A 24,652-nucleotide genomic window follows, 5' to 3' on the forward strand; every position below is an offset into this window, starting at 1 on the left:
GACGGCGCCTTCGAAGTCCTCAAGGACAAGCAGCAGGCCGAGGAGGCGGTGATCCGCCTGGAGCACGGGCAGCCGATCCGCTTCGGCACCGACCTCGCCCAGGGCGTCGTGCGCAACCCGGGAACCGGTGACCTGGAGGTCGTCGACGTGAGCGAGGACAACCAGTCACAGATCCTCGTCCACGACGCACACGCGGCCTCGCCCACGACGGCGTTCGCCCTGTCCCGACTGGCCGACCCGCACACCCTGCACCACACCCCCATCGGCGTCTTCCGCTCCGCCGAGCGGCCCGTCTACGACGTGCAGATGTCCGACCAGCTCGACGAGGCGATCGAACAGAACGGAAAGGGCGACCTCGGCGCACTGCTCGCCGGCGGCGACACCTGGACCGTGGTCGGCTAGGCGGATCCGCCCGATGACACAGCCCGCGCCCCTCAGGGGGTGCGGGTTTCGTCGTATGCCGCTCGGGCCTCCGTCACCGCTTCCATGCGGCGCTCCGTCCACATCGCGAGCGTTCTCACCTGTTCCGCCGCCTCGCGGCCGAGATCGGTGAGCGAGTAGTCCACGCGTGGCGGGATGACGGGCTTCGCGTCGCGGTGCACCATGCCGTCGCGCTCCAGGGTCTGGAGTGTCTGCGTGAGCATCTTCTCGCTGACGCGGCCGATCTCTCTTCGCAGCTCGCTGAACCGGTACGAGCGCTCCTCGAGGGCGATCAGGACGAGGACGCCCCAGCGGCTGGTGACGTGTTCGAGCACGAGCCGGTACGGGCACAGCTCCTCGCCGTCGGCACCCCACTTACTTACTGCCATGCCAGTACCTTACTTCAAAGTGGGTACTTTCCAATAGTTAGCGCCGTGCGTAGGCTCAGCGCCATAACCAGTCACCAAGGGAGATTCCTGGCATGAGCATCGTCGTCACCGGAGCCACCGGACACCTCGGCCGTCTCGTCGTCGACGGCCTCCTCGCCGCCGGTGCACCGGCGCAGAGCATCGCCGCCGTCGTCCGCGACAAGGACAAGGCCGCCGACCTCGCCGCCCGCGGCGTCGAGCTGCGGATCGCCGACTACAGCGCGCCCGGGACGCTGGCCGGCGCCTTCGCCGCCGGGGAGCGGGTCCTGCTGATCTCCGGCAGCGAGGTCGGGCAGCGCGTGGCGCAGCACCAGGCCGTGATCGACGCCGCGAAGGGCGCGGGCGTCGCGCTGCTCGCGTACACCGGCGTCCTCGGCGGGCCCGAGGCCGACTTCGACCTGGCGGCCGAGCACAAGGTGACCGAGCAGGCGATCCTGGACTCCGGTCTGCCGTACACGTTCCTGCGCAACGGCTGGTACCACGAGAACTACACCGAGAACCTCGCCCCGGTCCTGGAGCACGGCGTCGTCACCGCCTCCGCGGGCGAGGGCCGCGTCGCCTCCGCCTCCCGCGCCGACTACGCCGCCGCCGCGGTCGCGGTCCTCACCGGCGAGGGCCACGAGAACAAGACGTACGAGCTGAGCGGCGACGTCGCCTGGTCCTTCGCCGAGTACGCCGCCGAGCTGTCGAAGCAGACCGGCCGGACGATCGCGTACAACGCCGTCACGCCCGAGCGGAACCGGGAGATCCTGCTCGGCGCCGGACTGCCCGCACCCTTCGCCGACATCCTCGTGGGCGTCGACACCGCCATCGAACAGGGCCTGCTCGCCGGCACCGGCGGCGACCTGTCCCGGCTGACCGGTCGCCCGACGACCCCGCTCGCGGACGCGATCAAGGCCGCGCTCGCCTGAGAACGGACGGTCTCCCACCTGCACGGACGTCCTGTCATGACCGTATAGAGATACGGACATGACAGCCGGTGCCCCGCGGCGCTACCTTCATGGGTGGCCGCCACGGGGCGTCCGCATGGGTGAAGGAGGGGCCGTGGAGGCTGGGCAGTCGAGGAGCGAACAGCGCACAGGACTGTTGAACGGCATCGCGGCCTACGGGATGTGGGGCCTGGTGCCCCTGTTCTGGCCCCTGCTCAAGCCCGCCGGCGCCGGTGAGATCCTCGCCCACCGCATGGTGTGGTCGCTGGCCGTGGTCGGCATCGCCCTGCTCTGCGTACGCCGCTGGGCCTGGGCCGGTGAGCTGCTGCGCAACCCGCGCAGGCTGGCGCTCGTCACGGTCGCCGCCGCCGTCATCACGGTCAACTGGGGCGTCTACATATGGGCCGTGAACGCGGGCCATGTCGTCGAGGCGTCGCTCGGCTACTTCATCAATCCGCTGGTCACCATCGCCATGGGCGTCCTGCTCCTGGGCGAGCGGCTGCGGCCCGCGCAGTGGGCGGCGGTCGGCATCGGCCTCGCCGCGGTCCTCGTCCTCGCCTTCGGATACGGGCAGCCGCCCTGGATCTCCCTCTGCCTCGCCTTCTCCTTCGCCACGTACGGCCTGGTGAAGAAGAAGGTGAACCTCGGCGGCCTGGAGTCGCTCGCCGCCGAGACCGCGATCCAGTTCGTGCCCGCGCTCGCCTATCTGCTGTGGATCGGGGCGCAGGGCGAGTCCACGTTCGGCAACGGCCCGGGGCACGCCACGCTGCTCGCGGCGACGGGCCTGGTCACCGCGATCCCCCTGGTCTGCTTCGGCGCCGCCGCCATCCGCGTACCCCTGTCGACACTGGGGCTGCTCCAGTACCTGGCGCCGGTCTTCCAGTTCCTGCTCGGCATCCTGTACTTCCACGAGGCGATGCCCGCCGAACGCTGGGCGGGCTTCGCCCTCGTATGGGTGGCGCTCACGCTCCTGACGTGGGACGCCCTGCGGACGGCCCGGCGAGGGCGGATCGCGCTCGCCGAGCAGGAGGCGCGGGTGACGGCTCCGGAGACGGTGCCGGAGTCCACGACGAATCCCCAGGCGCAGCCCCAGCCGCAGACGGATCCGCGGCGCGAGCCGGCCGCCTGATCCCGCGCGCCGACACGAGCGCGCCCGGCGTCACCATCACCACCGCCACCTGAGGGCCGCGCGGAAGGCGGAGAGCGTGCCGGCCGCGCCGGCACGCTTCGAGGCGATCCCGTACACCGCGGTCACCGCCGAGAGCCGGCGCGGGCGCGGCCCCGGGCCGCGTCGGCCCCCGTGGCTCCCCTGGACAGTTTTACTTGCACATGCATAAACTGCACGTGCAGGTAATCGGCGCGACCAACCGACCCCGGAGTGCCCCATGTCCCGCACGTTCCTCTTCCTGCTCGGCAGCAGCCGCGGCGAAGGCAACACCGAGATCCTGGCCCGCAAGGCCGCCGAGCAGCTCTCCCCCGAGGTCGGGCAGCGGTGGATCGACCTCGCCGAGCACCCGCTCCCCGACTTCGAGGACCTCCGCCACGACAGCGACCACACCCGGCCCGCCGGCGACAACACGGCGCTGCTCCTGGACGCGACCCTCGAAGCCACCGACATCGTCATCGCGTCGCCGCTGTACTGGTACTCCGTCTCGGCCCCCACCAAGCGCTACCTCGACCACTGGTCGGGCTGGCTGCGCACCCCCGGCATCGACTTCAAGGCGACCCTCGCGGGGCGCACCCTGTGGGGCGTGACGGCGCTCGCCCACGAGGAGCAGGTCGTCGCGGACCCGCTGGTCGGCACGCTGCGCAACTCGGCCGCGTACATGGGCATGCGCTTCGGCGGCGTCCTGCTCGGCAACGGCAGCAAGCCCGGCGACGTACTCAAGGACGAGCAGGCGCTGCTGCGCGCCAAGACGTTCTTCGCGCCCGAACGGCAGCCGGAGATCGCCCGCTTCCCGTACGAGGCGTAGGAGTGCGGAGGTCGGCTACGCCGTGACGTCCTTCGTCGTGAAGCGCGCCCACGCCGCCGAGCCGAACACGGCCGCGTACAGGCCCTGGAGGCCCAGGTTCTTGAGCAGGTCGTCCCAGTAGACCGGCTCGCGCATCAGGTCTGCGAAGGACAGCCAGCGGTGCGAGAACAGGTACGGCTGGATCGCGTGCAGCTGGGGGATCTGGTCGAGGATCTGGACGGTGATGAGCAGGCCCACCGTCGTCGCCATCGCCGCGATGCCGCTGTTCGTGAGCGTCGAGACGAACAGTCCGAGCGCGGCGATCCCGACGAGTGACGCGGCCACGACGAGGGCGATCAGCAGCGCCCGCACGAGTCCCTCGCCGAAGCCGATCCGGGTGCCGGAGATCGTGACGAGGTCGCCGAGCGGGAAGAGCAGGGCGCCGGTGGCGAGCGCCGTCACCGCCACGACCAATGTCGCGACGAGGCAGAACGTCATCGTCGTCGCGTACTTGGTGAGCAGCAGACGGGTGCGGCCCGCGGGGGCGACGAGCAGATAGCGCAGCGTCCCCGCGTTCGCCTCGCCGGCGATCGCGTCGCCCGCGATCACCCCGACCGCCATCGGCAGGAAGAACGGGAGCGTCGCGGCGAGCGAGGTGAAGACCAGGAACAGGCCGTTGTTGGTGATCTGCGCGATGAACGCGGGCCCTCCCCCGCCGCCGCCCGCACCCGGTGAACCGCCGCTCGTCTCGATCTTCACGGCGATCCCGACGAGGATCGGCACCCCGGCCAGGACCGCGAGCAGGGCGACCGTGCGCCAGCGGCGGAACGTGGTGACCAGCTCGCTCCGGAACAGGCCGAGCGTCCAGATCCTCTTCCGCACGGGCGCCGCGTCCTTGGCGGCGGTGACGGCGGCGGCCGTGGCCTCAGCCTGCGACATCGAATCCCTCTCCCGTCAGGGCCACGAACGCGTCCTCCAGCGAAGCCCGTTCGAGTCCGAAGCCGCGGACGCGGACGCCCGCGGTGACCAGCGCGGCGTTCAGCTCGGCGAGGTCCGTGCCGGGACCGGGCGGCTCGCCCGTCACCTGGTCGTCCGTCACGGTCAGGTCCGCTATGCCCCGCTCCTTCAGGACGCGCGCCGCGTCGCCCGGGTCGGGGGTCGTGACCACGAGCCGGCCGCGGGCCCCCGCCGCGAGCTCGGCGACCGGGCCCTGTGTGATGAGCCGGCCGCGCGCCATCACGGCCGCGTGCGTGCAGACCTGCTCGATCTCGTCGAGGAGGTGCGAGGAGAGGAAGACGGTCGTGCCGTCCGACGCCAGCTCCCGTACCAGGGAACGGATTTCACGCATGCCCTGCGGGTCGAGGCCGTTCGTCGGCTCGTCGAGCACGAGGAGCTTGCGGGGCTGGAGCAGCGCGGCCGCGAGCCCGAGACGCTGCTTCATGCCGAGCGAGTACGCCTTCGCCTTCTTGCCCGCGGCGGCCGTCAGACCCACCCGGTCGAGGGCGGTGGCGACGCGGGCGCGACGGGTGCGGGGGTCGGCGGCCGGGTCAGCGGAGTCGTACCGCATCAGGTTGTCCCGGCCGGACAGGAACCCGTACAGGGCGGGGCCCTCGATGAGCGCGCCGACGTGCGGGAGGACCGTACGGGTCGCACGGGGCATGGGGCGGCCCAGGACGCTGGCCGCGCCGGACGTCGGCTCGATCAGGCCCATCAGCATGCGGATGGTGGTGGTCTTGCCCGAGCCGTTCGGCCCGAGGAAGCCGAAGACGCTGCCGGCGGGGACGGTGAGGTCGAGGCCGTCGACCGCCGGCCGGTCGCCGCCGTAGCGCTTGGTGAGGGCCCGCGTCTCGATCACGGACTCCTCGGCAGTGCTCGCCGCCATCTCGCTCCCGTCGTGCCCGTCGTGCCCGTCGGTTCTGGTGGAGTGCGGGAGTGGAGGCACCGGGACCGGCGCCTCCACTCCTGCCTGCCAACTCTCGTGCCGCGTACGGCTACTGCGCCGCGTTCGCCGCCTTCACGAGCGCGTCCTTGGTGACCGCGCCCACGTAGACCTTGCCGTCGTCCGTCATCAGCGCGTTGACCAGGCGGGTCGAGAAGACCGTGCCCGAGCCGAACTTGCCCGTCACATGGTCGCCGAGCGCGTCCATGAACTTCTGCGCCTCCGGCGGGACGTCGCCCGAGCCCGAGCCGCCCGTCGGCAGGCCCTGCCCGCCGGGCAGCTTCAGCGCGGCGATGGACGTCCAGCCCTCACCGATGACCTTCATGTCGTTCATGCCGCCGCCCTGAGCGTCCCCCAGCTCCTTGGGCATCCCCTTGGGCAGGTCCTTGGGAAGGTCCTTCGGCAGGTCCTTGGGCGCGTGGGACTTGTCCTGCGCCTTGAGGTCGTCGCCCTCGGTGACCTTGGTGCCCTTCGGCGGAGTGAAGTCGAACGTCGAAGCGGCCGGCTTGGCGAAGTCCACCTTGGTGAAGCCCGCGTCCACGACCGCCTTGCCGCCGCCCGCGGGCGTCAGCGTGAACTTCAGCGGCACACCGGTCTTCGCGTCCACCGAGACGGTGATCCCGCCGACCGTCGAACCGGCCTGCTTCGGCTTGACGAGCAGCTTGTACGCGTCGCGCCCCGCGACCTGCGAGGTGCCCTCCACCGAGATCGACGTCGTCTTGCCGGACGCCTTCAGGACCTCGTCCGCGAGCTCCTTGGGCGTGGCCGGGACGCCCTTCGGCGCCTCGCCCTTGCGGTGCTTCTCGGCCCGGTCACCGGCGGCAGCGGCGTCCTTGGCGTGGTACGCCTCGTTCGACGCGCTGTCGTAGGCCCAGACCTCGTCGCCGTTGTGGATCACGCTGTACTCGGACGCGTCGCCCAGGACCGACAGCTTGTGGCGGTCGGGGCCGTCCGCCGCGACGCGCAGCGTGTGCGTGCCGGAAGCGAGCTCCATCAGCTTGGACTGCGGGTCGGCGGACGAGCCCGCCTTGGCGTCCCCGCCGTCCGGGGAACCGCCGGCGCCCGGGGTGAAGCCGCCCGCCATACCGCCCAGGGACGGAAGTCCGAGATCCGTGGAGATCTTCACCGTGCCGGACATCTGCTGCACGTCCGACTTGGCGATCTTCTCGATGAGCTGCTGCGCGCTGAGCTTCGGCAGATCGGGGTTCCCGGAGTCGGCCAGCGCCGGGACGAGCCCGATCGTCGCCGCGGCCACCCCCACCACCGCGACCGGGACCACATAGCGGGTCGCCTTGCGACGGCCGGCGCTTTCGGATTCGTACGGTGCCATGTCGTTGCCCTACCTCCGTGTTGGGCGGCGGCCTACCGTCCTTGCTCGTCTGTCCACCCCAAGCCGCCATTCTCACCCGAACTGGTCGGGAGTGGTGCTATCAATCTGACCAAATCGGCCGGGCGGAAGCGTCAGACCCCAGGATCAACTCCGCGTACTCCCGCGGTATGACACGAGAGGGCGGCGGCGCCCCCATCCCGTAGGGGAGACGCCGCCGGTTGCGCGGGTCGGTCAGCGCTGCACGACACGAACACGTAGTCGGCCCGGTACCGCACGCCGACGGCCGTGCCGGGATCGCAACGGCCCGCCGGGGCGACCCCGCCGACCGTGTTCAGGCGCAGGATCCCGACGGTGTTCAGGCGCAGGATCTCGGCAGTGTTCAGGCGCAGGATCCCGACGGTGCCAAAGAGGAGCCCGCGCCGCTTGCCGGTCCGCCTCACGTCGCGGTCCGGTCGAGCGGAACACCGCAAGGACCACGGTCCCGGGTCGCGCGGCAACGGCCGCAGACCTCACCGGCCCGCGCGCGGCGGCCCGGTGAGGCGGGAGGGCGTGGGCGTCAGCCCGCCCGGTGCACCACCGCGTCGCACAGCTCCAGGAGAGCCGCCTTCGCGTCGCACTCGGGCAGCGGCGCGAGGGTCGCCCGCGCCTCCTCCGTGTACCGCACTGTGTCCTTGCGGGCCTGCTCCAGGGCGGGGTGGACACGCAGTCGCGCGAGCGCCTCGGCGTGGCGCGCGTCGTCCGTCAGGTCGGAGTCGAGGAGCTCGCACAGGGCGCGGTCCTCGGGCAGGCCGAGCTGCTCGGCGCGCTCGCGCAGCCGAAGGACCGGCAGCGTGGGGATGCCCTCGCGCAGGTCGGTGCCTGGGGTCTTGCCGGACTCGTGCGAGTCGGAGGCGATGTCCAGGACGTCGTCGGCGAGCTGGAAGGCGACGCCGAGCCGCTCGCCGTACTGGGCGAGGACGTCCACGATGCGCTCGTCGGCGCCCGACATCATCGCGCCGAACCGCACGGCCACGGCGATCAGCGAGCCGGTCTTGCCGCCCAGGACATCGAGGTAGTGGTCGACCGGGTCGCGGCCGTCGCGCGGTCCGGCCGTCTCCAGGATCTGCCCGGTGACGAGGCGTTCGAAGGCCTCCGCCTGGATGCGGACGGCCTCGGGCCCGAGGTCGGCCAGCATGTGCGAGGCGCGCGAGAAGAGGAAGTCGCCGGTCAGGACCGCGACGGAGTTGCCCCAGCGGGTGTTGGCGCTGTCGACGCCGCGGCGCACGTCGGCCTCGTCCATCACGTCGTCGTGGTAGAGCGTCGCGAGGTGCGTGAGCTCGACGACGACGGCGGCGGGCACGACACCCGGCGCGTACGGATCGCCGAACTGAGCGGCGAGCATCGCGAGGAGGGGCCTGAAGCGCTTGCCGCCCGCACGGACGAGATGCTGCGCGGCCTCCGTGATGAAGGGGACCCCGCTCTTCGTCGCCTCGAGCAGACCCTCCTCGACAGCCGCCAACCCGGCCTGGACATCGGCTTCGAGAGCCTGGTCCCGCACGCTAAGACCGAAAGTCCCGACGACGGTCACGAGAGGTTCTCCTGTCTGCTGACGATCACATGGCGAACTCGGTCGATCATTTGGTCGATGACACGGTTTGTCGATGTGTCGCTGCCATCACTCAAGTCAGCGTATCCGGTCGCGTTTCGATCACAGTGGGGGCCTGCCCGCACAGACCAGGCCGAGCGACCCACGAACACCCCCGGTATGTTCTTGATCAGCTCATACGACCGAGTAGACCGGGAGTCTTGCTTTTGTCCCGCACCACGGCCGAGGCCGAGCCGAACGAACCGCTGAGCGACCAGCCGCCGCCGGGCGACGACCACGCGTTCTTCGGCCAGCCTCGCGGCCTGCTCACGCTGTCGGGCCTCGAGGTCTGGGAGCGTTTCTCGTTCCTCGGCATGCAGGCCATCCTCGTCCTCTACTTCGCGGACACGGTGGCACACGGTGGCCTGGGCATGTCCGCGGGGACCGCGGCCTCCGTATCGGCAGCGTACGGAACGCTCGTCTACCTCGTCTCGGTGGGGGGCGGCTGGCTCGCCGACCGGATCCTCGGCTCGTACCGCGCGGTCCTGTACGGCGGCATCCTGATCGCCTGCGGCCACTACGCGATGGCGGTGCCGACGGCGGCCATGACCTGGGTCGGCCTCGGCCTGATCAGCGCGGGAACCGGCCTGGTCAAACCCAATGTCGCCACCATGGTCGGCAAGCTCTACCGCACCGACGACGAGCGCCGCGACGCCGGCTTCGCGCTGTACTACATGGGCATCAACATCGGCGCCTTCGCGGGCCCGTTGATCACCGGCTGGCTCGGCGACCACAAGGGCTGGCACTGGGGCTTCTCGGCCGCCGCGATCGGCATGACGCTCGGACTCGTCCAGTACGTCGCCGGGCGACGTCACCTGGCCGGGCGCAAGCACGCCGCCGAGTACGCGCTGCCGCCCGAAGGGATGCGACGCGCGGTTCGGATGATCATCGCGGGCGCGGTCGTCGTCGCCGTACTCGCCGTGATCCTCGTCCGGGCCGGCCGGCTCACGATGGACCGCTTCGTGGACGTCCTCACGGTCATCTCGGTCATCGCGCCGGTCGTGTACTTCGCGGTCATGTTCCGCAGCCCCCGCGTGACCGCCGAGGAGCGCGGCAGGCTCAAGCCGTACGTCGTGCTCTTCCTGGCCTCCGTGGTCTTCAACTTCATCCTGTTCCAGGCGTACTCGACGATGATCCTGCTGGCCTCGACGAACGCCAGGACCGAGATCCTCGGCTTCCACTTCCCCGCCAGCTGGTACGCGTCCGCGCTCGGCGCCTTCGAGGTCGCGCTCGCCCCCGTGGTCGCCGGTCTGTGGGCCCGGATGGGGCCGCGTCAGCCGCACGCCTCCAACAAGATCGCGTTCGGTGTGATCCTGGGCGGTCTGTCGTTCCTTCTCATGGTCATCCCCACCTCGGGCCACAGCGGGGACACGTACAAGATGGCCGCCTGGTGGATCGTCGGCTCGTATCTGCTGCTCGGTCTCGGCGACATCCTCCTGGAGACCTCCGGCATGTCGGCGACGACGAAGCTCGCGCCGAAGGCCTTCTCCAGCCAGACCATGTCCCTCTGGTTCCTGTCGCTCGCTCTCGCCAACGGCATCCAGGCACAGACCGTGAAGCTCTACGGCGAGGTCTCCAATCCCGCGTACTTCGGCGTCAACGGCGCCATCGCCGTTGTCCTCGGCCTGGCCGTGATCGCACTCGCGCCGTGGCTGCGCAGGACCATGCACCCCGTTCACTGAGGTAACTCCCATGTCAGAAACCCCGGCCATCGCCATCCGCACCTCCTTCCCCTACGAGACGACCCACGAGGACGTCCGTGTACCCCTGCCGGACGGCACCACACTGTTCGCCCGCATCTGGCGTCCGGTGACCGACGAGCCGGTGCCCGCCGTCCTCGAGTACCTCCCGTACCGCCTCAGCGACTGGACAGCGCCGCGCGACTGGCAGCGCCACCCCTGGTACGCGGGCCACGGCTACGCCTCCGTGCGTGTCGACGTACGCGGGCACGGCAACTCGGAGGGTCTGCCCGGCGACGAGTACGACTCGACGGAGCTCGCGGACGGGGTCGCCGTCGTCAACTGGCTGGCCGCACAGCCCTGGTGCAGCGGCAAGGTCGGCATGTTCGGCATCTCCTGGGGCGGCTTCAACTCCCTCCAGATCGCGGCCCTCGCGCCCGAGCCGCTCAAGGCGGTCGTCACGGTCTGCTCAACGGACGACCGCTATGACAACGACGTGCACTACATGGGAGGTTCCGTCCTCGCGGTGGACATGCACGCGTGGGCGGCGACCATGCTCGCCTTCGTGTCGCGGCCGCCCGACCCCCAGTTCGTCGGCGAGGGCTGGCGCGACATGTGGCTCGAGCGCCTCGAAGCGGTCGACCCGTTCATCCACACCTGGCTCGCCCACCAGACACGCGACGCCTACTGGCAGCACGGCAGCGTCTGCGAGGACTACACCGCCGTACGCGCGGCCGTCCTCGCGGTGGGCGGCTGGCACGACCCGTACCGCGACACCGTCCTGCGGCTGGTCGAGAACCTGCCCGACCAGCAGGTACGCGGGATCATCGGCCCCTGGTCGCACCAGTACCCGGACCGCGGCCTGCCGCCGGGCCCCGCGATCGGCTTCCTCCAGGAGACTCTCCGCTGGTGGGACCACCACCTCAAGGGCGTCGACAACGGCGTCATGGCGGAGCCCAAACTCCGCTCCTGGATCAGCGGCTCGCACCCGCCCGCCACCGTCTACCCGACGCTGCCGGGCCACTGGGTCGGCGACCCGTCCTGGCCGTCCCCGAACGTCGCGCCCCTCGCGTACGCCCTTGAGGGCCCGCCCGTGATCGTGAAGTCGCCCCAGCAGACGGGCCTGGACGCGGGCCGCTTCTTCCCCTTCGGCAACGACGCGGACCTGCCGCCGGACCAGCGGGACGAGGACGCGAAGTCGGCGTGCTTCGACTTCGGGGTGCCCTCTGAGCTGCAGGTCCTCGGCCGGCCACAGGTCAGCTTGCGGATCACCAGCGAGGTACCGCGCGGGCAGGTCGCCGTCCGGGTGTGCGACGTGGCACCCGACGGCTCGTCCACCCTGGTCACACGCGGCGTCCTGAACCTGTCCTCGCGCGAGGGCCGCGACAAGGCCGTCGCCTGGCCCCCCGGCACCACGGACGAGTTCTCCTTCGAGCTGAACGGCATCGGCCACACCTTCCCGGCCGGGCACCGCATCCGCCTCGCGGTGTCGTCCGCGTACTGGCCGTGGATCTGGCCGCAGCCCGGATCCGAGGCCGGCTTCACCCTCGACCCGACGGGCAGCACCCTCGAACTGCCCGTCAGGATGGTCGACGCCGAGAACGGCGCCGACATCCGCTTCGAAGGGCCCGAGCAGTCCGAGCCGATGGGCGTCGTCCACCCGGTCACCCTGGACGAGCAGCGCCCCGAGCGCCTCTGCGTCCGCGACGTCGCCAAGGGCGAATGGCGCCTCGAGGTCGACCCGCGCTACGGCGGCACCCGGGTCTACCCCGACGGCCTCGAATTCACCGAGGACGCCCTGGAGACGTACGTCATCCAGGAGGCGGACCCGCTCAGCGCGCGCACCCGGTCCGACTGGTCGATCCGCCTGCACCGGCCCGAGCTGGCATGGGACGTGACGATCAAGACCCGCTCCGAAATCGCCTGCGACGCGACGGACTTCATCACCAGCAACGAGGTGGTGTGCCGGGACGGCGGCGAGGTGGTCTTCCACCGGACATGGGAGCAGCGGATTCCGCGCACGGCGGGGTGAGCCGAGCGTGCCGGGCGACACCGACGAGGCAAGCCGAACATGCCCTGCGGGGCCGGCGGGGCGCGTGGCTAGCGTCGTGCGAAGTGGCGTTCGAGGATCACCGCGACGCCGTCCTCCTCGTTCGACAGGGTCACCTCGTCGGCCGCCGCCCTGAGTTCGGCGTGGGCGTTGGCCATGGCGACGCCGTGGCCGGCCCACGCGAACATCGGCAGGTCGTTCGGCATGTCGCCGAAAGCGACCGTGCGCTCCGGCGTCAGGCCGAGCCGTTCGGCGGCCAGTGCGAGCCCCGTCGCCTTGGTGACGCCGCACGGCTGGAGCTCCACGGTGCCGGGGCCCGACATGGTGACCGTCGCCAGATCGCCGACGACCGCCCGGGCCGCCGTCGCCAACTCGTCGTCGCTCAGCCGGGGATGACGGAGCAGCACCTTGCTGATGGGCTCGGCCCACAGCTCCTCGCGGCGCTCGATCCGCACGGCGGGGAGCGTGGGGTGCGGCATCACATAGCCCGGCTCGATGAGCGTCAGACCGTCCGTACCGTCCTGGTCGACCGCCGCGTCGACCTGGCCGACCTCGGCCTCGATCTTGCCGAGAGCCTGCTCGGCGAGGTCGCGGTCGAGGGTCAGGGACCACACGATGCGGTCCGTCGCCGCGTCGTACAGCTGGGCGCCCTGAGCGCAGACCGCGAGGCCGGTGCCGTCGAGCTCGCCGAGCAGCGGCCGCACCCGAGGCACGGGCCGTCCCGTCACCACGAGGTGCCGGGCCCCCGCGGCCGCCGCGGCCGCGAGGGCGTCGCGCGTCCGTTCGGAGACCGTGTCATCGCCGCGCAGCAGCGTCCCGTCCAGGTCTGTGGCGATGAGTTCGAACGGAGCGGAACGAAACGGAGCGGGCATGATCGAGAGAATACGGACCGCTCCCCCGGATCACTCCGCCCGGTCACCCCTCCGTCGCCCGTCCTCTGCCCCGCTCGTTCACCCTTGCCCGGGGCGCCTCACGCGTGGGCCGGCCGCCGCGAGGTGCTTCGCCAGACGCGGCGAGGCGAACTCGGCGCCGCACACGAACCGCGTGACCGGCCCCAACGACGACCCGCCCAGCGTGCCCGTGAAGTGGAGCCCCCGGACCGAGGCCACGTGGCCGCCCGGCGCCAGGGCGCCGAGCCGGAAGTGACCACTAGGGCAAGGCTTTTCCGGACATCACGGACTCTTTAGGCACTGCCCCAACGCGGCGCTCCCACGTAACGTGTGGCCCACCCAAACGGAAAGCGAGGCAGGTACGCATGTCCGAGCAGACCCCGCTCACCCCGCTCGACCTCCCCGAAGGCGACCCCTTCGGACCGCACAACCTCCCTTACGGGGTGTTCTCCCTGCCGGGGGAGGCCGTGGAAGCGCGCCGGGTCGGCGTGCGCCTCGGCTCGTACGTGCTGGACGCGGGCGCCGCGGCGGCCGCCCTCGGCTCGCCCTACGTCTCCCTGCTCGCCCGCCCCACCCTGAACCCGCTCATGGCGGCGGGCCGCACCGCCTGGTCGGACGTGCGCCGCGCCCTCACGGCCTGGGTCACGGTCCCGGCCCACCGCGAGACCGTGACCCCTCTGCTGCACCCGCTCGCCGATGTCACCCTGCACCTCCCCTTCGAGGTCGCGGACTACGTCGACTTCTACGCCTCGGAGAACCATGCCCGGAACCTGGGCCGGATGTTCCGCCCGGACGAGGAGCCTCTGAAGCCCAACTGGAAGCATCTGCCGGTGGGTTACCACGGTCGCGCCGGGACGGTCGTGGTCTCGGGCACGGACGTGGTCCGCCCCTCGGGCCAGCGCAAGGCCCCGGCCGACCCGGCGCCGGTCTTCGGCCCGTCGGTGCGGCTCGACATCGAGACGGAGCTCGGCTTCGTCGTCGGGACACCGTCCGCGCAGGGCACGCCGGTGCCGCTGTCCGCGTACCGCGACCACGTGTTCGGGCTGTGCCTCCTCAACGACTGGTCGGCGCGCGACATCCAGTCCTGGGAGACCGTGCCGCTCGGCCCGCACCTCGGCAAGTCGTTCGCCACGTCGGTCTCGGCCTGGATCACCCCGCTGGACGCGCTGGACGAGGCGCGCGTGGCGCCCCCGGAGCGCACGTACCCGCTGCTGCCGTACCTGGACGACTCGGCGCCCTCCGCCGACGGCATCACGGACGAGCCCGGCGGTTACGACCTGCACATCACCGTCACCCTCAACGGCCATGTCATCTCCGAGACCTCCTCCGCCACCCTCTACTGGACGGCGGCGCAGATGCTGGCCCACATGACGGTGGCCGGCGCCTCCCTGCGCACGGGCGACCTGTACGGCTCCGGCACCATCAGCGGCGCCTCGGAGAACGCACGCGGCTCCCTCATCGAGATCACCTGGAACGGCCGCGACCCCATCGAACTCCCCGACGGCAAGCGGACGTTCCTCGAGGACGGCGACGTGGTCACGATGACGGCGTGGGCCCCCGGCCCGGACAGCACCCGCGTGGGCCTCGGCGAGGTGACCGGGCGGATCGTGGCGGGCGTCTGAGCAGGACCGCCCCCGGTCAGTACTGGAGCGCCGTCGCCACGTCCCGGCCGATGCGTTCGACGGCGTCGAGGTCGAGACCGTAGTGCACGAAGCGGCCGTCGCGTTCGGTGCGTACGAGGCCGAGGTCGCGCAGGGCACGCAGGTGACGGGAGACCTGCGGGCGGGTCATGGAGAGCCTGTCCGCCAGGTCGGCCGTGGTCAGCGGCTGGCGCGCGATGAGCCGGCACAGGCGCACCCTGCGCGGGTCCGTGAGGGCGAGCATGCGGCTCCGGGCCAGGGTGACGCCGACCTCGGGGGCGTCCACGGGGAAGTGCAGGACGGGCGGCAGCCCCGGTTCGTTCTTCACGATCAGGTGCGGCGCCCCGTAGCGGGTGGGGATCAGCAGCACCTGGGTGCGGGCCGGGGTGATCACCGAGTGGTGCAGTTTGTCGAAGACGACCCGGGGCGGGTCGGCGAGGCGGGTGCTCGACGGGCTCAGCGATGCCAGGGCCGGGGCCGGACCCTCATCGGCGAGGCGCTGGCGCATGCGGTGCGCGGCGGCGGCGAGCGCGGGTTCCGTCTCGGCCCACAGGTCGGCGAAGAAGGCGGAGCGGCACAGGCCGAGGAACGCGAGCAGGCCGGCGCGCACCTCTTCCGGATCGCTCAGCAGGTCGGCGGCGAGCGCGCGGTGGGACGCGGGCAGCCCGGAGACCGCGTGCCGCAACGCGTCCGCCTGCCCGGACTCCTGGCGCAGCCGGGCGAAGTCGAAGCCGCGGTAGCCGCTGGCGCAGGCGTAGGCCGTCAGCTCGGCGAACCGGTCGGCCGGCAGCTCGGCGAGGGAGTGCAGCTGCTCGGGCAGGGTGCGCCGGGCACCGTCGGCCGCGAGGTAGAAGCCGCGCCAGCGCAGGGCTGCCCACAGCGGCGAGAACCGTTCGAGACCGACACGGAAGTCGTCCCCCGCCGCGGCGACGACCCGCTCGGCCAGCGCCCGGTGCTCGGGGTGATGCGACCGCTCGGTCAGCACGTGCAGGGCCGCGGCCAGCTCGGCGAGCGGGGACACCCCGACAGCGAAGTGGGCGGGGGTGGCCCCTTCGAGTACGAGGACGACCGACATGAACCGGAGTGTACGGAGCGACGGCGCACCGCCTAGGGCCCGGGCGCTCCGACCGGGCGGCCAGCTTCACGACCTCGGCGGTCGGATGCGGCGGCCAGCTTCACGGCCTGGGCGGTCGGATGCGGCGGCCAGCTTCACGGCCTCGGCGATCAGATGCCGTCTCCCCGGCCTCGGCGATCAGATGCAGCGGCCCATCTCCCCGGCCTGGGCGGTCGGATGCGGCGGCCCACTGCACGACCTCGGCGATCAGATGCAGCGGCCCATCTCCCCGGCCTGGGCGGTGTGAACCGGCGGACCGCCGCAGAGCCCGGCCCGGGCGCCCGGTCCGGTCAGGCCCCGTCGAACTCCGCCCGGACCGCCGCCAGGAACGCCGGGTCCGCCGTCAGGTCCAGGACCACCCGGGCCAGGCCCGTCGCGGCGATCTGCGCGCGGTCGTGCGCGAGGCCGGTCGCCGCCGCGTCGCGCATCGCCTCGGAGTGGCTGGGCGTGCCGTGCGGGGCGATCTGCACATAAGGGTGGATGACGGGCACGAGCTGCGACAGATTGCCGATGTCGGACGATCCCGCCGGGGTGTCCGGATCACCGGGCACGATGTCGGCGAGGCCGAGGCCGCGCACCGTGTCCCCGAAGCGCTCGGCCATCACGGAGTTGTTGCGCCGGTCCGCGTACATGGGCCCGGTCTCCGTCAGCTCGGCTTCGGTCTCGGTGGCGAGCGCCGCGCCCAGGGCGGCCTTGCGCACCCGTTCGACCAGGGCCTCGGCGGAGGCCGCCGTCCGGTCGCGCACATAGAGGTCGACCGAGGCGTGGGCGGGCACCACGTTGGGGGCCTGCCCGCCGTCCGTGACGATCCCGTGCACGCGGGCCGTGGGCGGCATGAACTGGCGCATCGCGTCGAGCGCCTGGAGGAAGAGCTGGGCGGCCGCCAGCGCGCTGCGCCCCTCCCACGGCGACTTCGCGGCGTGCGCGCCGACTCCCGTGAAATCTGCCCGCAGGTGCGCGGCGGCAAGGCCGTGCCGGGTGGTCAGGGAGCGGTCGGCGGGGTGGAACATCACCGCCGCGTCGACCCCCTCGAAGACCCCGGCCTCGGCGAGCCGGATCTTGCCCGCGCCCCCCATCTCCTCGCCGGGCGTGCCGATCACCGCGATCGTGCCCGGGTGGTCGGGCATGGCGCGCACGGCCGCGATCGCCGCCGCGGCCCCGCCCGCCGCGATCAGGTTGTGTCCGCATCCGTGCCCGATCCCGGGCAGCGCGTCGTACTCCGCGAGCACGGCGACGTACGGGCCCGGCGTTCCTGTCCGGTGCACCGCGATGAACGCCGTCTCCAGTCCGCCGGCGGGCGACTCGACGGTGAAGCCCTCCTCGCCGAGCCACCCGGTGAGTACGTCCCGCGCGTGGAACTCCGCGAACTTCAGTTCCGGTCGCCCGTGCACGGCCCGGCTCGCCTCCTCCATGCGGGGGCGCAGGGCGGTCAGCTCCGCGGTGAGCATCTCGGTCGAGGCGGCCGTGGCGGCGGGGACGGGGGTGGGGGAAGCGGCGGGCACGGGGGCTCCTGACGTGCTGATGAGCTGGGTCGTACGTCGAGACTGCGGCCGGCGTCCCACTCCTCGGCCCCGATTACCGCACGCCAGGTAACCCTGGTCAGACTCCTTCCTGCTGCTCGTAGGGTCGCCGCACCGCAGACCACCCCCAGCAGACGTACGACAGAAGGAGGGACCGATGGCAGCCGTGGACGCCCCTGCCGCAGCACCCGCGCCCCCGCACGGATTCATGAGATTCCTGGGCGGGATCGAACGGGCGGGCAATCGCCTGCCGCACCCCTTCTGGCTCTTCTGGATCCTGTTCGCCGTCACAGCCGTCGCGAGCTGGGGCATGGCCGAGGGCGCGCTCGGCGTCGCCGACCCGGGCACCGGCAAGCAGGTCGCCGTGCGGACCGTGCTCACCGTGGACGGAGCCCGCGAGTTCCTCTCCTCCGTCGAGCAGAACTTCGTCACGTTCGGGCCACTCGGCACCGTCACGATCGTGATGCTCGGCGTCGCGGTCGCGGAGCGCACCGGCCTCTTCGAGGCGCTCGCCGTGAAGTCGCTGTCGCGGGTCTCGGCGAAGTACGTGGTGCTCGCCGTCGCCCTCGCCGGCGCCCTGTCGAAGTTCCTCTCCGACTCGGCCTACATCATCCTGATCCCCCTCGGCGCGATCGCGTTCCAGACCGTGGGCCGCTCCCCCGTCCTCGGCATGATCGTCGCGTTCGTCTCCATCAATGCGGCCGGAGACGCCAACCCCCTCATCGCCCCCGGCGACGCGGCCTTCGCCGCGATGGCGACCGAGGCCGCCCAGACCGTCTCCCCGCACGCCTCCGTGCGCCCGACGGACAACATGTACTTCACGACCGTCTCGGCGATCGTCCTCGCGCTCGTCATCACCTACGTCACCGAGAAGGTCCTGGCCCGCCGGGAACACACGCTGCTGCCCGACGACGCCGAGGCCGCAGTGGAATCGGACCGCCCGGCTCCCGGCCCCCGTGAGGTGCGGGCGCTGAAGCTCACCGGCCTTGCCGCGCTTGCCTATTGGGGCCTGGTCGCGCTCGCCGTGCTGCCCCGGAACTCGCCGCTGCGCGCCCCCGACGGCGCGATCGTCGAATCCCCGCTCTTCGACGACATCGCCGTCTTCCTCGCCCTGTTCTTCCTGGTCATCGGCTTCGTCTACGGACGCCTGACCGGGGCCATCGGCTCCAACCACGACGTGCCCGCCTTCATGGCGGACGGCCTGCGCTCCATCGCACCGCTGCTCGTGATCTTCTTCGCGGTCTCGCAGTTCGTGGCGCTGTTCAAGTGGACCAACATCGGGACGTACGTCGCCGTGCGCGGCGCCGACGCCATCCGCGACGCGGGCGCTCCGACACTCGTCCTCTTCGCCCTCCTCATCGCCGCCGTCGCCTGCATGAACCTGCTGATCACCAGCGGGCAGGCGCTGTGGGCCCTTGTCGCGCCCGTCCTCGTACCGATGCTGATGCTGCTGCACATCAGCCCCGCCACGACCATGGCGCTGTACCGGATCGCGGACTCCTGCACGAACTCCATCACCCCGATGTCGACGACCTTCATGCTGACCGTCGGCTTCATCCAGACCCGCAAGAAGCGGGCCGGGATCGGGACGCTCGTCTCCTGCACGCTGCCGGTGGCGCTCAGCATGCTCGTGGTGTGGACGGTCCTGTTCTTCGTGTGGTGGCTGCTCGGGATCCCGCTGGGGCCGGGGGCACCCGTGCGATGACGGGCTGAGGAAGCCTCACCAGTCGATGTCGTCGGGTTCCGGCTCCGGCTCGTGCTCGGGCCAGTGCTCCTCCGGCGCCGCCGCCTCCGTGGCGGCGCCGGTGACGGAGCCGGCCGGGGCCGAGCCGCCACCGGAACCGGCGCCGTCCAGGCCCGCCAGGACCTCGAGGACACCCTCGCCCCACGTCGCCAGCTTCTTCTCGCCGACACCGCCGATCGTGCCCAACTGGGCGATGGACGTCGGGTGCTGGAGGGCGATCTCCTTGAGCGTCGCGTCGTGGAAGATGACGTACGCCGGGACCCCGTTCTCCTTCGCCTGCGCGCCGCGCCACGCGCGGAGCGCCTCGAAGACGGGCAGCAGCTGCTCCGGCAGGTCCGCCGCGGGCGACTTCGCCTTGCGGTCGCGCGAGGCCGAGCGGGACGCGGCGGGACGCGGCGCCTCCTTGCGCAGCCGCACCTCCCGCCGGCGCCCGAGGACGCTCCCGCTCTCCTCGGTGAGCACCAGCGTCCCGTACTCGCCCTCGACCGCGATGAGCCCCTGCGCGAGCAACTGCCGCGCCACGCCCCGCCATTCGGCCTCGCTCAGATCTTCACCGATGCCGAAGACGGAGAGCTGGTCGTGGTCGAACTGGATGACCTTGGCCGTGCGCCGGCCCATCAGGATGTCGATGACCTGGCCCGCGCCGAACTTCTGCCTGCGCTCCCGGTCGAGACGCACCACCGTGGAGAGGAGCTTCTGAGCGGCGACGGTGCCGTCCCACGTCTCCGGCGGGGAGAGGCACGTGTCGCAGTTGCCGCAGCCGGCCGTCTGCGGCTCCTGCCCGAAGTACATGAGCAGCTGCGACCTGCGGCACTGCGCCGTCTCGCACAGCGCCAGCATCGCGTCGAGGTGGGACCCCGCCCGGCGCCGGAACGCCTCGTCCCCCTCCCCCATGTTGATCAGCTTCCGCTGCTGGACGACGTCCTGCAGCCCGTACGCCATCCAGGCCGTGGACGCGAGCCCGTCACGGCCGGCGCGGCCCGTCTCCTGGTAGTAGCCCTCGACGGACTTCGGGAGATCGAGATGCGCGACGAACCGGACATCGGGCTTGTCGATGCCCATGCCGAACGCGATGGTCGCGCAGACGACCAGGCCCTCCTCGCGCAGGAACCGGGACTGGTGCGCCGCGCGGGTGCCCGCGTCCAGGCCCGCGTGGTACGGGACCGCCTCGATGCCGTTGCGGCTGAGGAACTCGGCCGTCGCCTCCACCGACTTGCGCGACAGGCAGTACACGATGCCCGCGTCGCCCTCGTGCTCCTGCTTGAGGAAGCCGAGGAGCTGCTTCTTCGGGTCGGCCTTCGGCACGATCCGGTACTGGATGTTGGGCCGGTCGAAGCTCGCCACGAAGTGCTTCGCGTCCGGCATGCCCAGGCGCTGGGTGATCTCCTGGTGCGTGGCGTGCGTCGCCGTCGCCGTGAGCGCGATGCGCGGCACGTCCGGCCAGCGCCGGCCCAGGACGGACAGGGCCAGGTAGTCCGGGCGGAAGTCGTGCCCCCACTGCGCCACACAGTGCGCCTCGTCGATCGCGAAGACGGAGATCCTGCCGCGGGAGAGCAGGTCGAGCGTGGAGTCGAGGCGCAGCCGCTCCGGCGCCAGATAGATGACGTCCAGCTCGCCCGCGAGGAATTCGGCCTCGACGGTGCGGCGCTCGTCGAAGTCCTGCGTCGAGTTCATGAACCCGGCGCGCACGCCGAGCGCGCGCAGCGCGTCCACCTGGTCCTGCATGAGGGCGATGAGGGGCGAGATCACGACGCCCGTGCCGGGCCTGACCAGGGCCGGGATCTGGTAGCACAGGGACTTTCCGCCGCCGGTCGGCATCAGGACGACGGCGTCCCCGCCGTCCACGACGTGGTCGATGATCGCTTCCTGCTCGCCGCGGAACGCGTCATATCCGAAGACGCGGTGCAGCGTCTCCAGCGCGCCGCCGCGCATCGCCGTCGCCACGCCGGGCTCCGTCACCTCGCTCATGCCACCGATCCCATTCATCGCCCTGTCCCCCGTACGTCCATACTTCGTGGTTCGACCACTGCTGCCACGATAGGGCTCCGCACCGACAGCCCGAAAAGTTATCCACAGGCTGGGGGCGAAGTCACTTCCGGCCGGGAGTCCCGAAACGCCTCCGCCCGGCATCCCCTCGCGGGGACACCGGGCGGTGACGACCGTACGTGGTGCGGTTACCGCACGAACACGCTCGCCTGGTTCGCCAGGTCCAGGAAGTACTGCGGCGCGAGGCCCAGCACCACCGTGACCGCCACACCCACCGCGATCGTGGTCATGGTCAGCGGCGAGGGCACTGCGACCGTCGGGCCGTCCGCCTTCGGCTCGCTGAAGAACATGAGCACGATCACCCGGATGTAGAAGAACGCCGCGATGGCCGACGAGATCACACCGACCACGACGAGCGCACCGGCCCCGCCCTCCGCCGCCGCCTTGAACACGGCGAACTTTCCGGCGAAGCCCGAGGTCAGCGGGATACCGGCGAAGGCGAGCAGGAACACCGCGAAGACGGCCGCGACCAGCGGCGAGCGGCGTCCGAGCCCTGCCCATTTCGACAGGTGCGTGGCCTCGCCGCCCGCGTCCCTGACCAGCGTCACCACGGCGAACGCGCCGACGGTCACGAAGGAGTACGCGCCCAGGTAGAAGAGCACGGACGAGATGCCTTCGGGCGTGGTGGCGATGACACCGGCGAGGATGAATCCGGCGTGCGCGATCGACGAGTACGCGAGGAGCCGCTTGATGTCCGTCTGGGTGATCGCGACGATCGCGCCGCCCAGCATCGTGACGATCGCGATGGCCCACATGACCGGCCGCCAGTCCCAGCGCAGGCCGGGCAGGACGACGTACAGGAGCCGCAGGAGGGCGCCGAAGGCGGCGACCTTCGTGGCGGCCGCCATGAAGCCGGTGACCGGCGTCGGCGCGCCCTGGTAGACGTCCGGGGTCCACATGTGGAACGGCACGGCGCCGACCTTGAACAGCAGGCCCATGACGACCATGGCGACGCCGATGAGCAGCAGCGCGTCGTTCCCCATGGTGTCCGCGAGCGCCGGGTCGATGTTCTGGATCGATCCGTCGACGACGTCGGCGATCGTCGCGTACGACACGGAGCCCGCGTACCCGTACAGGAGCGCGATGCCGAACAGGGTGAACGCCGAGGCGAAGGCGCCGAGGAGGAAGTACTTGACCGCGGCCTCCTGCGACATGAGCCGCTTGCGGCGGGCCACGGCGCACAGGAGGTAGAGCGGCAGGGAGAAGACTTCCAGGGCGATGAACAGCGTCAGGAGGTCGTTCGCCGAGGGGAAGACCAGCATGCCGCCGATCGCGAAGAGCGCGAGCGGGAACACCTCGGTGGTGGTGAACCCGGCCTTCACGGCGGCCTTCTCGCTGTCGCTGCCGGGCACGGACGAGGCCTGCGCGGCGAACGAGTCGACGCGGTTGCCGTGCGCCTCCGGGTCCAGGCGTCGCTCGGCGAACGTGAAGATGGCGACGAGGCCGGTCAGCAGGATCACGCCCTGGAGGAACAGGGCCGGGCCGTCGACGGCGATCGCACCCATGGCCGCGATGTGCGCCTTCGTGGTGCCGTACCCGCCGGCCGCGAGTCCGACCACCGCGGCGAACGCGGCGGCCAGGGCGACGACGGCGAGGAACACCTGGACGTAGTAGCGGGACTTGCGCGGCAGGAACGCCTCGACAAGGACCCCGAGGACCGCCGCACCGATGACGATCAGGGTGGGCGACAATTGGCCGTATTCGATCTTCGGCGCGTCGATCTTGGAAATGGGATCGGCCGCCGTTGTCCACAGGCTGTGGACGGCTGCTGTGCTCACTTGGCCGCCTCCACCGCTGGCTTCGGGTCCTTCTTGTGTACGTCGGACAGGGTCTGCTTGACCGCCGGGTTCACCAGGTCGGTGACCGGCTTCGGGTAGACGCCCAGGAAGATCAGCACGGCGATCAGCGGGACGACCACCGCGAGTTCCCGCACCCGCAGGTCCGGCAGGGCCGAGACCTCCGGCTTCACCGGGCCCGTCATCGTCCGCTGGTAGAGGACGAGCGTGTAGAGCGCGGCGAGCACGATGCCGAAGGTCGCGATGATCCCGATCACCGGGTAGCGCGAGAACGTGCCGACCAGGACCAGGAACTCACTCACGAAGGGCGCGAGGCCCGGCAGCGAGAGGGTCGCGAGGCCGCCGATCAGGAACGTGCCGGCGAGCACCGGGGCGACCTTCTGCACGCCTCCGTAGTCCGCGATCAGGCGCGAGCCGCGGCGCGAGATCAGGAAGCCCGCCACCAGCATCAGGGCGGCCGTCGAGATCCCGTGGTTGACCATGTAGAGCGTCGCGCCCGACTGGCCCTGGCTCGTCATCGCGAAGATGCCGAGGACGATGAACCCGAAGTGCGAGATCGACGCGTACGCCACCAGACGCTTGATGTCCCGCTGGCCGACCGCGACCAGCGCACCGTAGACGATGCTGACGAGGGCCAGTACGAGGATGACCGGCGTCGCCCACTTCGAGGCCTCCGGGAAGAGCTGGAGGCAGAAGCGGAGCATCGCGAACGTGCCGACCTTGTCGACCACCGCCGTGATGAGGACGGCGACCGGGGCGGTGGACTCCCCCATCGCGTTCGGCAGCCAGGTGTGCAGCGGCCACAGCGGCGCCTTCACCGCGAAGGCGAAGAAGAAGCCGAGGAATAGCCAGCGCTCGGTGCTGGTCGCCATGTGCAGCGAACCGTTCGCCCGCGCGGCGACGATCTCCTGGAGCGAGAAGTTCCCCGCCACCACGTAGAGACCGATCACGGCGGCCAGCATGATGAGGCCGCCGACGAGGTTGTAGAGCAGGAACTTCACGGCCGCGTACGAGCGTTGGGCCGCCGCGTTCTCGTCGCTGCCCGAGTGGGCGCGGTCCCCGAAGCCGCCGATGAGGAAGTACATCGGGATGAGCATGGCTTCGAAGAAGATGTAGAAGAGGAAGACGTCGGTGGCCTCGAAGGAGATGATCACCATCGCCTCGACGCCGAGGATCAGGGCGAAGAAGCCCTGGGTCGGGCGCCACCTCGAACTTCCCGTTTCCTGCGGGTCGGCGTCGTGCCAGCCCGCGAGGATCACGAACGGCATCAGGAGGGCGGTGAGCGCGATGAGCGCCACCGCGATGCCGTCCACGCCCAGCTCGTACCGCACCCCGAAGTCCTTGATCCAGGAGTGGGATTCGGTGAGCTGGTAGCGGGCGCCGCCGGGCTCGAAGCGCACGAGCACGACCGCGGCCAGCACCAGCGTGGCGAGCGAGACGAGCAGCGCCAGCCACTTCGCCGCCGTGCGCCGCGCGGCCGGTACGGCAGCCGTGGCGATGGCTCCCACGGCGGGGAGCACCGCCGTCGCTGTCAGCAGAGGAAAGGACATT

At 71.2% G+C, this 24,652-nt stretch carries 18 protein-coding genes and 2 pseudogenes; 8 read left to right on the forward strand and 12 right to left on the reverse strand.

What is annotated here, in order from left to right; all coding sequences use genetic code 11:
• A pseudogene (locus ACZ67T_RS37560) lies at positions 1-402 on the forward strand (2-oxoacid:ferredoxin oxidoreductase subunit beta); the annotation flags it as partial.
• Positions 403-434: 32 nt separating this feature from the next.
• Here ACZ67T_RS37560 and ACZ67T_RS37565 read toward each other — a convergent pair.
• Positions 435-809: a winged helix-turn-helix transcriptional regulator gene (locus ACZ67T_RS37565; RefSeq protein ID WP_469990376.1), complete on the reverse strand. Its 375-nt coding sequence runs from the start codon at positions 807-809 to the stop codon at positions 435-437.
• A 92-nt stretch (positions 810-901) separates the two neighbouring features.
• Here ACZ67T_RS37565 and ACZ67T_RS37570 point away from each other — a divergent pair, with 92 nt between their 5' ends.
• The 3 genes from ACZ67T_RS37570 (at position 902) to ACZ67T_RS37580 (ending at position 3,750) form a co-directional block, all read left to right on the forward strand.
• Positions 902-1,759, forward strand: a complete 858-nt coding sequence (locus tag ACZ67T_RS37570) for an SDR family oxidoreductase (protein ID WP_469990378.1) — start codon at positions 902-904, stop codon at positions 1,757-1,759.
• 115 nt (positions 1,760-1,874) lie between these two features.
• Positions 1,875-2,906 carry an EamA family transporter RarD gene (gene rarD / locus ACZ67T_RS37575; RefSeq protein WP_469990380.1) on the forward strand — a complete coding sequence of 344 codons (1,032 nt, stop codon included), beginning with the start codon at positions 1,875-1,877 and terminating at the stop codon, positions 2,904-2,906.
• A gap of 256 nt (positions 2,907-3,162) precedes the next feature.
• Positions 3,163-3,750, forward strand: a complete 588-nt coding sequence (locus ACZ67T_RS37580; protein WP_469990381.1) for a flavodoxin family protein — start codon at positions 3,163-3,165, stop codon at positions 3,748-3,750.
• 15 nt (positions 3,751-3,765) lie between these two features.
• Here the strand turns inward: ACZ67T_RS37580 and ACZ67T_RS37585 are convergent, their stop codons facing one another.
• From ACZ67T_RS37585 to ACZ67T_RS37600, 4 genes are all read right to left on the reverse strand, one after another.
• Positions 3,766-4,668 carry an ABC transporter permease gene (locus ACZ67T_RS37585; protein WP_469990383.1) on the reverse strand — a complete coding sequence of 301 codons (903 nt, stop codon included), beginning with the start codon at positions 4,666-4,668 and terminating at the stop codon, positions 3,766-3,768.
• Positions 4,655-5,611 (reverse strand): ABC transporter ATP-binding protein, encoded by a 957-nt coding sequence (locus tag ACZ67T_RS37590; RefSeq protein WP_469990384.1) that lies wholly within the window; start codon positions 5,609-5,611, stop codon positions 4,655-4,657. The genes ACZ67T_RS37585 and ACZ67T_RS37590 overlap by 14 nt, the downstream gene beginning before the upstream one ends.
• Positions 5,612-5,720: 109 nt before the next feature.
• Positions 5,721-6,998: a LolA family protein gene (locus tag ACZ67T_RS37595; RefSeq protein ID WP_469990386.1), complete on the reverse strand. Its 1,278-nt coding sequence runs from the start codon at positions 6,996-6,998 to the stop codon at positions 5,721-5,723.
• Positions 6,999-7,554: 556 nt separating this feature from the next.
• Positions 7,555-8,565: a polyprenyl synthetase family protein gene (locus ACZ67T_RS37600; RefSeq protein WP_469990387.1), complete on the reverse strand. Its 1,011-nt coding sequence runs from the start codon at positions 8,563-8,565 to the stop codon at positions 7,555-7,557.
• A gap of 224 nt (positions 8,566-8,789) precedes the next feature.
• Between ACZ67T_RS37600 and ACZ67T_RS37605 the strand changes: the two genes are divergently transcribed.
• Together ACZ67T_RS37605 and ACZ67T_RS37610 are read left to right on the forward strand one after the other, a co-directional pair.
• Positions 8,790-10,304 carry a peptide MFS transporter gene (locus ACZ67T_RS37605; RefSeq protein ID WP_469990389.1) on the forward strand — a complete coding sequence of 505 codons (1,515 nt, stop codon included), beginning with the start codon at positions 8,790-8,792 and terminating at the stop codon, positions 10,302-10,304.
• Between the two features lie 28 nt (positions 10,305-10,332).
• Positions 10,333-12,333: a CocE/NonD family hydrolase gene (locus ACZ67T_RS37610; RefSeq protein WP_469990507.1), complete on the forward strand. Its 2,001-nt coding sequence runs from the start codon at positions 10,333-10,335 to the stop codon at positions 12,331-12,333.
• 68 nt (positions 12,334-12,401) lie between these two features.
• Here the strand turns inward: ACZ67T_RS37610 and ACZ67T_RS37615 are convergent, their stop codons facing one another.
• Together ACZ67T_RS37615 and ACZ67T_RS37620 are read right to left on the reverse strand one after the other, a co-directional pair.
• Positions 12,402-13,223, reverse strand: coding sequence for a Cof-type HAD-IIB family hydrolase (locus tag ACZ67T_RS37615; RefSeq protein ID WP_469990391.1), 822 nt, complete (start codon positions 13,221-13,223; stop codon positions 12,402-12,404).
• Between the two features lie 78 nt (positions 13,224-13,301).
• A pseudogene (locus tag ACZ67T_RS37620) lies at positions 13,302-13,490 on the reverse strand (hypothetical protein); the annotation flags it as partial.
• A 116-nt stretch (positions 13,491-13,606) separates the two neighbouring features.
• On the opposite strand from ACZ67T_RS37620, the gene fahA reads away from it, so the two are divergent.
• The gene (gene fahA, locus ACZ67T_RS37625; RefSeq protein WP_469990392.1) at positions 13,607-14,863 is read left to right on the forward strand and encodes a fumarylacetoacetase; all 1,257 of its coding nucleotides are present in this window, start codon (positions 13,607-13,609) and stop codon (positions 14,861-14,863) included.
• A 16-nt stretch (positions 14,864-14,879) separates the two neighbouring features.
• Here the strand turns inward: fahA and ACZ67T_RS37630 are convergent, their stop codons facing one another.
• The gene (locus ACZ67T_RS37630) at positions 14,880-15,956 is read right to left on the reverse strand and encodes a DUF5937 family protein (protein WP_469990394.1); all 1,077 of its coding nucleotides are present in this window, start codon (positions 15,954-15,956) and stop codon (positions 14,880-14,882) included.
• Positions 15,957-16,285: 329 nt separating this feature from the next.
• Positions 16,286-17,497 carry a M20 family metallopeptidase gene (locus ACZ67T_RS37635; RefSeq protein WP_469990396.1) on the reverse strand — a complete coding sequence of 404 codons (1,212 nt, stop codon included), beginning with the start codon at positions 17,495-17,497 and terminating at the stop codon, positions 16,286-16,288.
• A gap of 175 nt (positions 17,498-17,672) precedes the next feature.
• Between ACZ67T_RS37635 and ACZ67T_RS37640 the strand changes: the two genes are divergently transcribed.
• Positions 17,673-19,220: an AbgT family transporter gene (locus ACZ67T_RS37640; RefSeq protein ID WP_469990397.1), complete on the forward strand. Its 1,548-nt coding sequence runs from the start codon at positions 17,673-17,675 to the stop codon at positions 19,218-19,220.
• Between the two features lie 15 nt (positions 19,221-19,235).
• Here the strand turns inward: ACZ67T_RS37640 and recQ are convergent, their stop codons facing one another.
• The 3 genes from recQ to ACZ67T_RS37655 form a co-directional block, all read right to left on the reverse strand.
• Entirely contained in the window at positions 19,236-21,227 is a 1,992-nt protein-coding gene (gene recQ, locus ACZ67T_RS37645; RefSeq protein ID WP_469990399.1) for a DNA helicase RecQ, read from the reverse strand.
• Positions 21,228-21,433: 206 nt separating this feature from the next.
• Complete coding sequence (gene nuoN / locus ACZ67T_RS37650; protein WP_469990401.1) at positions 21,434-23,083, reverse strand: NADH-quinone oxidoreductase subunit NuoN; 1,650 nt, start codon at positions 23,081-23,083, stop codon at positions 21,434-21,436.
• Positions 23,080-24,651 (reverse strand): NADH-quinone oxidoreductase subunit M, encoded by a 1,572-nt coding sequence (locus ACZ67T_RS37655; RefSeq protein WP_469990402.1) that lies wholly within the window; start codon positions 24,649-24,651, stop codon positions 23,080-23,082. The genes nuoN and ACZ67T_RS37655 overlap by 4 nt, the downstream gene beginning before the upstream one ends.
• Position 24,652 lies beyond the last annotated feature (1 nt).

The organism is Streptomyces sp. NPDC107517 (genome assembly GCF_055582645.1).